Here is a 7,107-nt window from a genome sequence, read left to right on the forward strand (position 1 = left end):
CGCTCGCGCCGGCAGGAGACCCGAACGACGAATCCGGCCCACACATGGTCGGGGCGGATTTCCGCGCGGGTAGGCTCGGGCCTTGTGTCTGCACCCACCCATGTCGACGAACCGCTGGGAAAGTCTTCTCGGACGTTCCGGCGCGCGTTCCAGGATCTGCGCGACGGCTTCAACCATCGCGAGTTGTGGCTGCTGCTCGGCTGGCAGGACATCAAGCAGCGCTACCGCCGGTCCGTCCTCGGGCCGTTCTGGATCACCATCGCGACCGGCGTCTCGACGATCGCCATGGGTCTGCTGTACGGCACGCTGTTCAACCTCGACATCGCGGAGTTCCTGCCGTACGTCGCGCTCGGCTTCATCATCTGGAACCTGATCCAGGGGTCGATCATCGAGGGTGCGGACGTCTTCATGTCCAACGAGGGACTGATCAAGCAGCTCCCGACCCCGCTGAGCGTGCACGTCTACCGCCTCGTGTGGCGTCAGATGATCTTGTTCGCACACAACATCGTCATCTACATCGGCATCTTCATCGTCTTCCCGCAGCACCTGAGCTGGACTGCGCTCGCCGCGATCCCGGCCCTCGCACTGATCGCGATCAACGCGGTATGGATCTCGCTCGTCTTCGGCATCCTCTCCACCCGCTACCGCGACATCGCACCGCTGCTCGGCAGCCTCGTGCAGTTGCTGTTCTTCATGACGCCGATCATCTGGACGGAGAAATCCCTCGCGGGCACCGGCAACGAAGACCGGGCGCGGATCGCGGAGATCAACCCGCTGTACCACTTCCTCGACATCGTGCGGACGCCTCTCCTCGGCGGCGACCAGCAGCTCTACCACTGGGTGATCGTGCTGATCATCACGGTGCTCGGGTGGGGACTCGCCCTGGTCACCATGCGCAACTACCGGTCGCGCGTCGCCTACTGGGTCTGAGCCGGCTCGAGTTCGATCAGCTGTAACCGGTTGACGAATTCCTGGTCGGTGATCGTGAACCCGGCTTCGGACAGCGCCCGGTAGGTCTCGGTGTCGGTGAACCGGTAGCGGTCGAACCGCCACCACACGTCGTTCGGATGCCACACCGTGAACGCCGTGCCGCGGTCCCGGTCCGCGATCACCCACAACCTCGTGCACTGGGCGGCCGCCCGCTCGGCCAGCACCGGGGGCGCTACGTCGCTCGACCACAAGCTCACCCGATCGGCAGCGGTCTCATCCAGCCCCACGTCCACGAGATCCTCGAACGCGTCGGGGCGAGCGTCGGCGACCGCCCGCGGCGACGTCGGCTGCCACGACACCTTCGGCTCGAACGCCACGCAGTCGCCCGGCCGGGACGCCTCCTCCAGCCGATCCGCGACCACGCTGTAGTCCATGCCGCCCGCCTTGCCGAACGGCTGTCGTTGCGTCAGGTAGGCGGGTGCCACCGCGAGCGCCACCGCGACGAGCACTGCGAGCAGCGACCACCATCGCGTCGCGACGCGGCTGACCGCCCACCCCAGGTACAGCGTGACCGCGGGCACCGTGAAGGCGAGATACCGGTCCAGGTACATGTTGCTCGCCAGTACCGAATACGCCAGCAACAGCGCCATGGGCACGAGAAAGCCCGGCAGCGCGAGCCACAGCAATGTCCGCTCGCCCGGTTCGACGCCCCGCACTGCTGCAACGACCGTCCCCACCAGCGCGACGGTCCAGCACACCAGCACCGCCCACGGCGCCCCCGGGAACCACTGCTCGACGAGGATCGTGCTGATGACCGTCTCGTCGAGTTCCGGGATCCACGACACCTGCCGCACCTGCGAATAAGCCAGCACGAGGAAGGGCAGCGACAGCGCGACTCCCGCGGTGGCGGCGAGCACGAAACCGGCCCGGTCGCGTCGACGAGAGTCGAGGCCGCGCGTGAGCGCCCACATCGTCACCGCGTGTGCGACCAGGAGAGTCGCGGAGTAGACGAAGAACATCGTCGCGAGTGCCGCCACGATCGCGTACAGCATCCACCAGCGTGCCCGGTGGGTCCGCAGCGCCAGCACGAGGACCAGCGACAACACTGCCGCGCAGCCGACGGCGAACGCGTAGGAGCGAGCTTCGGTGGCCGCCCACGTCACCCGCGGAAGGATCGCGAACAGCACCCCGGCCGCCACCGCGGCACGCCGTCCCGCCAGCATCTGCGCGGTCGCGGTGACGGCTGCGGCCCCGACACCGAGGGCGAGCACGCCGGGCAGCCGCGCGGTGAATTCACCGGTGCCCACAAGCGCGAACCAGCCGTGCATCAGGATGTAGTACAGGCCGTGGACGGCGTCCCAATCGGCGAGCAGCTCGAGCAGATCACCGAAGGGCCGATCAGCGGCCGAGATCGTTGCTGCCTCGTCCCACCAGAACGACGGAACCCAGGAAAAAGCGGCGCCGACGAGCACGGTCACTCCCCCGAACAGCAGAGGGAGCGGCCAAGCCCTCATCGGTCAGTCGTCGATGCCGTACAGCCGCGCCCAGTTCTCGCGGCTCGTGAGCTTCGGCATCGCTTCCTGCCACACCGTCTTCATTCGGGGAGCTTCCTTGCGGAGCTGCCAGCACACCTTCGCGGCCCGCTTGGTGAGATCCAGCGCGGTGTCCTTGTCGCGGCGACGCACCCGCACCGCGTTCTGCGACGCGTCGGTGACCACGGCGCCGTCGAACAGCGAGACGTGCCACCAGTCCGCGTAATCCGCGGGAACGGTGACGGGACGACGGTCCACCTTGCCCGCGAGCTGCTGCACCGCGCGCTTGAGGAGCACGAGCCCCTCACGCTTCTTGTCGGGCTCGAAGTCCCACACCGACATCTGCGTATGAGGATCGGATTCCTTACCCACCTGCGACGCGGGCAGCGGCTTGGTCTCCGGGTAGCGGTCGCGCAGTTCGCGCAGTTCCTTCAGGACCGACTGACCACCGTCGTACAGGAAATCGGGGCCGGCGAGGAAGTCCTCCGCCGCCTTGATGAACGTGGCGGCCAGACCGTACTGCATCGAAACGATGAGTTCGCCGATCTTGCGGAACAGGTACTTGGAGATGTCGGGTCCGTCGAAACGCCCGTAGATCGCCGAGACGACGAGACCGTTGCGGATGCTGAAGTAGCGCGCCCAGTCGTCGTAGTCCTTGAGGTAGAAGTCGGCGTGCCACACGCCCGCGTTCGGCAGCGTGACCGTGGGGTGCCCGGCGAAACGCGCGCGGATGCCGTACTCGATGTCGTCCCACTGGAAGAACAACGGAATCGGCAGCCCGCAGTCGGCGATGATCTCGGCGGGGAGCAGACACGTCCACCAGCCGTTCCAGCCGGCGTCGAACCGCGGATCCTGCTTCTTCTTGATCAGGTCGACGCCCATCTTGGCGCCCGGGGTCAGCTCACCGGCTTTGATCTCGTCGAGCACCTCGCGTTCGGCGCTGACGTGGAGGACCTGTGGGTTGCTCAGGGACAGCATCTGGGCACCGACGATCGTCGGCTGCACCGTCATGTTCGCGAACGCGTTCAGGCGCAGCACCGACTCCGGCTCGCACAGGATGTCGTCGTCCATGACGATGACGTTGGCGTGCGCCGAGTTGGGTGACCCGGTGATCTCGTACATGCCCCGGGAGAAACCGCCGGCGCCGCCGAGATTGGGCTGAGTCAGGTAGATGAGCTTGTCGCCGAGTTTCTCGGCGACCTCACCGAACGCGGGACGCGACCGCACCTGGTCGGTGCCCTGGTCCACGATGCACACCGCGTCGATGTCGGCCATCGCCCCGTCGTCGGAGGCGAGAGTGCCGACGGTCACGGTGCAGTCGTCCGCGCGATTGAACGTGCAGATCACGACCGCGGCCGGACGCAGGTGTTCGGGCGCCGCAACCGTCCAGCGGGCGTCGGAGACGAGCAGTGAGCCGTTGCTGGCCTCGGCGGCGAACCAGATCGCGCCGCCGTCGACGAACCGCTCGATCGGCACCTCGAGGTCGAGTTCTCCCGATCCGGACACCGTCTCGACCGAGACGATCCGTTCACGGCCCTTGGCGTCGGAGGCGTGGACGACGAATCGTGCGCTACCCGAGCAGCCGTACGTCAGTTGCAGGTTCACCGTCTTCACGTCGGTCCAGCGCTGCCAGAAACTGGCGGGGAACCTGCCGAAATACGTGTTGGTGTGGGCGCTCGCGCCGTCGGCCAGCTGGAGACCGTAACGGTCGGCCGCGGCGTCACCCTTTGTGACGACGTACATCTTTCCGGGCACCCGAGGCGACAGCGCCGCAAAGACGCCGCGCTGCGCAATCAACCGATCCCGTCGTACGGGTTCGGTGAGGGCGCTGTCCAGTGCGTCCGCGTTGCTGTCGATCGCTGTCGTGTCGCCGGCAGTTGCCTGCTCCATCGAGCTACTCCCCGCTGTGGTCGATCCTGTTACGGATGCGACAGTAGCAGCGCAAATAGCTGTCTCTACGGCATGCGGGCGGAGGTAGCGCGTTTCGTCGTGATCACACTGTTTGCCGGAATATGCAAGAACCGCAGGTCGCTCAACCACCGAGGATTCGTTCGCTGCGTTCGTACGCGGCTTCGGTGGCGGTTTTCTGTGGCATCCACCACGTCTCGTGGCTGCGGTACCACTCGATCGTCGCCGCCAGGCCCGAGCGGAAATCGCGGTACTGCGGCTCCCACCCCAACTCCGTGCGCAACCGCGTCGCATCGATCGCATAGCGCAGGTCGTGCCCCGGCCGGTCGGTGACGAAATCGAACGCCTCTGGGTCCATGCCGCACAGTTCGAGCACGGTCTCGACGACCGTGCGGTTGTCGGTTTCGCCGTCCGCCCCGATCAGATACGTCTCCCCGATCCGGCCCTTGTCGATGACCGTCCACACCGCACTGTTGTGGTCGTCGACGTGAATCCAGTCGCGCACGTTGGCACCGCTGCCGTACAGCTTCGGCCGCACCCCGGTCAGGACATTGGTGATCTGCCGCGGAATGAACTTCTCCACATGCTGATACGGCCCGTAGTTGTTCGAGCAGTTCGAGATCGTCGCCCGCAAGCCGAACGAGCGCACCCACGCGCGCACCAGCAGGTCGGAGCCGGCCTTGGTCGACGAATACGGGCTCGACGGGTTGTAGGGGGTTGCCTCGGTGAACTTCGCCGGGTCGTCGAGCGCGAGATCGCCGTAGACCTCGTCGGTGGAGATGTGGTGATAACGCACGTCGTATCGGCGCACGGCTTCGAGCAGCGTGAACGTGCCGACGAGGTTGGTGTGCACGAACGGGGTCGGGTCGGCCAGCGAGTTGTCGTTGTGCGACTCGGCGGCGAAGTGCACCACCAGGTCGGCGTTCGCGACGAGACGGTCGACGAGTTCGGGATCGGCGATGTCGCCGTGCACGAAGGTGATCTTCCCGGCCACGGGGTCGAGTGACGCCCGGTTGCCGGCGTAGGTGAGTTTGTCCAGGACCGTCACGTCGACGTCCGGGCGGTCGGCGACAGTCCGGTGCACGAAGTTCGCGCCGATGAATCCGGCGCCGCCGGTGACGAGCAGCCTCATGACGCCAAACCCTACCGACATCTGCCTGGCATCTCCGCGGACGTGGAACACTTGCCCGCATGCGCGGAATCATCCTGGCCGGTGGGACCGGTTCGCGACTGCATCCCATCACCTTGGGCATCAGCAAGCAGCTCACGCCCGTCTACGACAAGCCGATGATCTACTACCCCCTCTCGACGCTGATGCTGGCGGGCATCCGGGAGATCCTCGTCATCACCACTCCACACGACCTCGACCAGTTCCGGCGACTGCTCGGCGACGGGTCGCGGTTCGGGATCGAGCTGACCTACGCCGTGCAGGAACACCCGGACGGTCTGGCGCAGGCCTTCGTGCTCGGCGCCGATCACATCGGTACCGAATCGGTGGCATTGGTCCTGGGGGACAACATTTTCTACGGCCCGGGCCTGGGCAGCCAGCTCATCCGGTTCGCCGACATCGACGGAGGCGCGGTGTTCGCCTACCGGGTGTCCGATCCCTCCGCCTACGGGGTGATCGAGTTCGATTCCGCGGGTCGCGCGCTGTCGCTCGAGGAGAAACCCGTCGACCCGAAGTCGCCGTACGCGGTGCCGGGACTGTACTTCTACGACAACGACGTCGTCGAGATCGCGCGCGGGCTGAGACCGTCCGCGCGCGGGGAATACGAGATCACCGACGTCAACCGCACGTATCTCGAGGCCGGGAAGTTGCAGGTCGAGGTGCTGCCGCGCGGTACGGCGTGGCTCGACACCGGCACGTTCGATTCGCTGCTCGACGCGTCGAACTACGTTCGCACGATCGAACAACGGCAGGGTCTGAAGATCGGCGCTCCCGAAGAAGTGGCGTGGCGGCGCGGATTCGTCACCGACGACGAATTACGTGCCCTGGCCGAGCCCTTGGCGAAATCCGGGTACGGGAGATATCTGCTCGACCTGCTCGAACGAGGAAGGGATTTCTAGGGGATGCAGTATCGCGAACTGAAGATTGCCGGGGCGTGGGAGATCACGCCGGCCACATTCGGTGACGAACGGGGACTGTTCCTCGAATGGTTCAAGCAGTCCACCTTCCGTGAGGCGACCGGGCGGTCGCTGGAGTTGGCGCAGGCGAACTGCTCGGTCTCGGCGGCCGGGGTGTTGAGGGGTATCCACTACGCGGATGTGCCACCGGGACAAGCGAAGTACGTCACGTGCGTCTCGGGTTCGGTGCTCGATGTCGTGGTGGACCTGCGTGTCGGGTCGCCGACATTCGGGCAGTGGGATTCGGTACTGCTCGACACGACCGACCGTCGGGCGATCTTCCTGTCCGAGGGATTGGGACACGGTTTTCTTGCCCTGGAAGACAACTCGACCGTGGTGTACCTGTGCTCGACGCCGTATACCCCGGAGCGGGAACACGAGGTGCACCCGCTCGACCCGGCGATCGGTATCGACTGGCCGGCCGTGGGCAGGGACGGCGCGCCGCTCGAGTACGAGCTGTCGGCCAAGGACCGCGCCGCCCCCACGCTTGCCGACGCGCACTCTGCCGGTCTGCTCCCTGAGTTCTGAAAACCTGGGTGGGGGGCGGGCCCCCCCCCCCCCGCCCCGGCCCCCCACACCCCGGGGGGGCGGGCGCCCCCCCCCCCCCCCCCCC

The 7,107-nt window shown here is 66.5% G+C and carries 6 protein-coding genes; 3 read left to right on the top strand and 3 right to left on the bottom strand.

All coding sequences use genetic code 11. The features are described from left to right. Nucleotides 1-84 precede the first annotated feature (84 nt). Nucleotides 85-930: an ABC transporter permease gene (locus TVH25_RS10315; protein WP_169620758.1), complete on the top strand. Its 846-nt coding sequence runs from the start codon at nt 85-87 to the stop codon at nt 928-930. Here the strand turns inward: TVH25_RS10315 and TVH25_RS10320 are convergent. From TVH25_RS10320 to rfbB, 3 genes are all read right to left on the bottom strand, one after another. Beyond that, complete coding sequence (locus tag TVH25_RS10320; protein WP_422424054.1) at nt 918-2,444, bottom strand: glycosyltransferase family 39 protein; 1,527 nt, start codon at nt 2,442-2,444, stop codon at nt 918-920. The two genes, TVH25_RS10315 and TVH25_RS10320, sit on opposite strands and share 13 nt — an antisense overlap. A 3-nt stretch (nt 2,445-2,447) precedes the next feature. Continuing rightward, nucleotides 2,448-4,352 (bottom strand): glycosyltransferase, encoded by a 1,905-nt coding sequence (locus TVH25_RS10325; protein ID WP_422424055.1) that lies wholly within the window; start codon nt 4,350-4,352, stop codon nt 2,448-2,450. Between the two features lie 142 nt (nt 4,353-4,494). Further along, nucleotides 4,495-5,502: a dTDP-glucose 4,6-dehydratase gene (gene rfbB / locus TVH25_RS10330; protein ID WP_169620761.1), complete on the bottom strand. Its 1,008-nt coding sequence runs from the start codon at nt 5,500-5,502 to the stop codon at nt 4,495-4,497. A gap of 59 nt (nt 5,503-5,561) precedes the next feature. Here rfbB and rfbA point away from each other — a divergent pair, with 59 nt between their 5' ends. Then, a complete protein-coding gene (gene rfbA, locus TVH25_RS10335; RefSeq protein WP_296550617.1) occupies nt 5,562-6,437 on the top strand; it encodes a glucose-1-phosphate thymidylyltransferase RfbA in 876 nt (291 codons plus the stop codon). Nucleotides 6,438-6,440: 3 nt separating this feature from the next. Beyond that, entirely contained in the window at nt 6,441-7,022 is a 582-nt protein-coding gene (gene rfbC, locus TVH25_RS10340) for a dTDP-4-dehydrorhamnose 3,5-epimerase (protein WP_422424056.1), read from the top strand. The last annotated feature ends 85 nt before the right edge of the window (nt 7,023-7,107 follow it).

Origin of the sequence: Rhodococcus sp. 7Tela_A2 (genome assembly GCF_049311045.1) — a bacterium.
Classification (GTDB): domain Bacteria; phylum Actinomycetota; class Actinomycetes; order Mycobacteriales; family Mycobacteriaceae; genus Rhodococcus.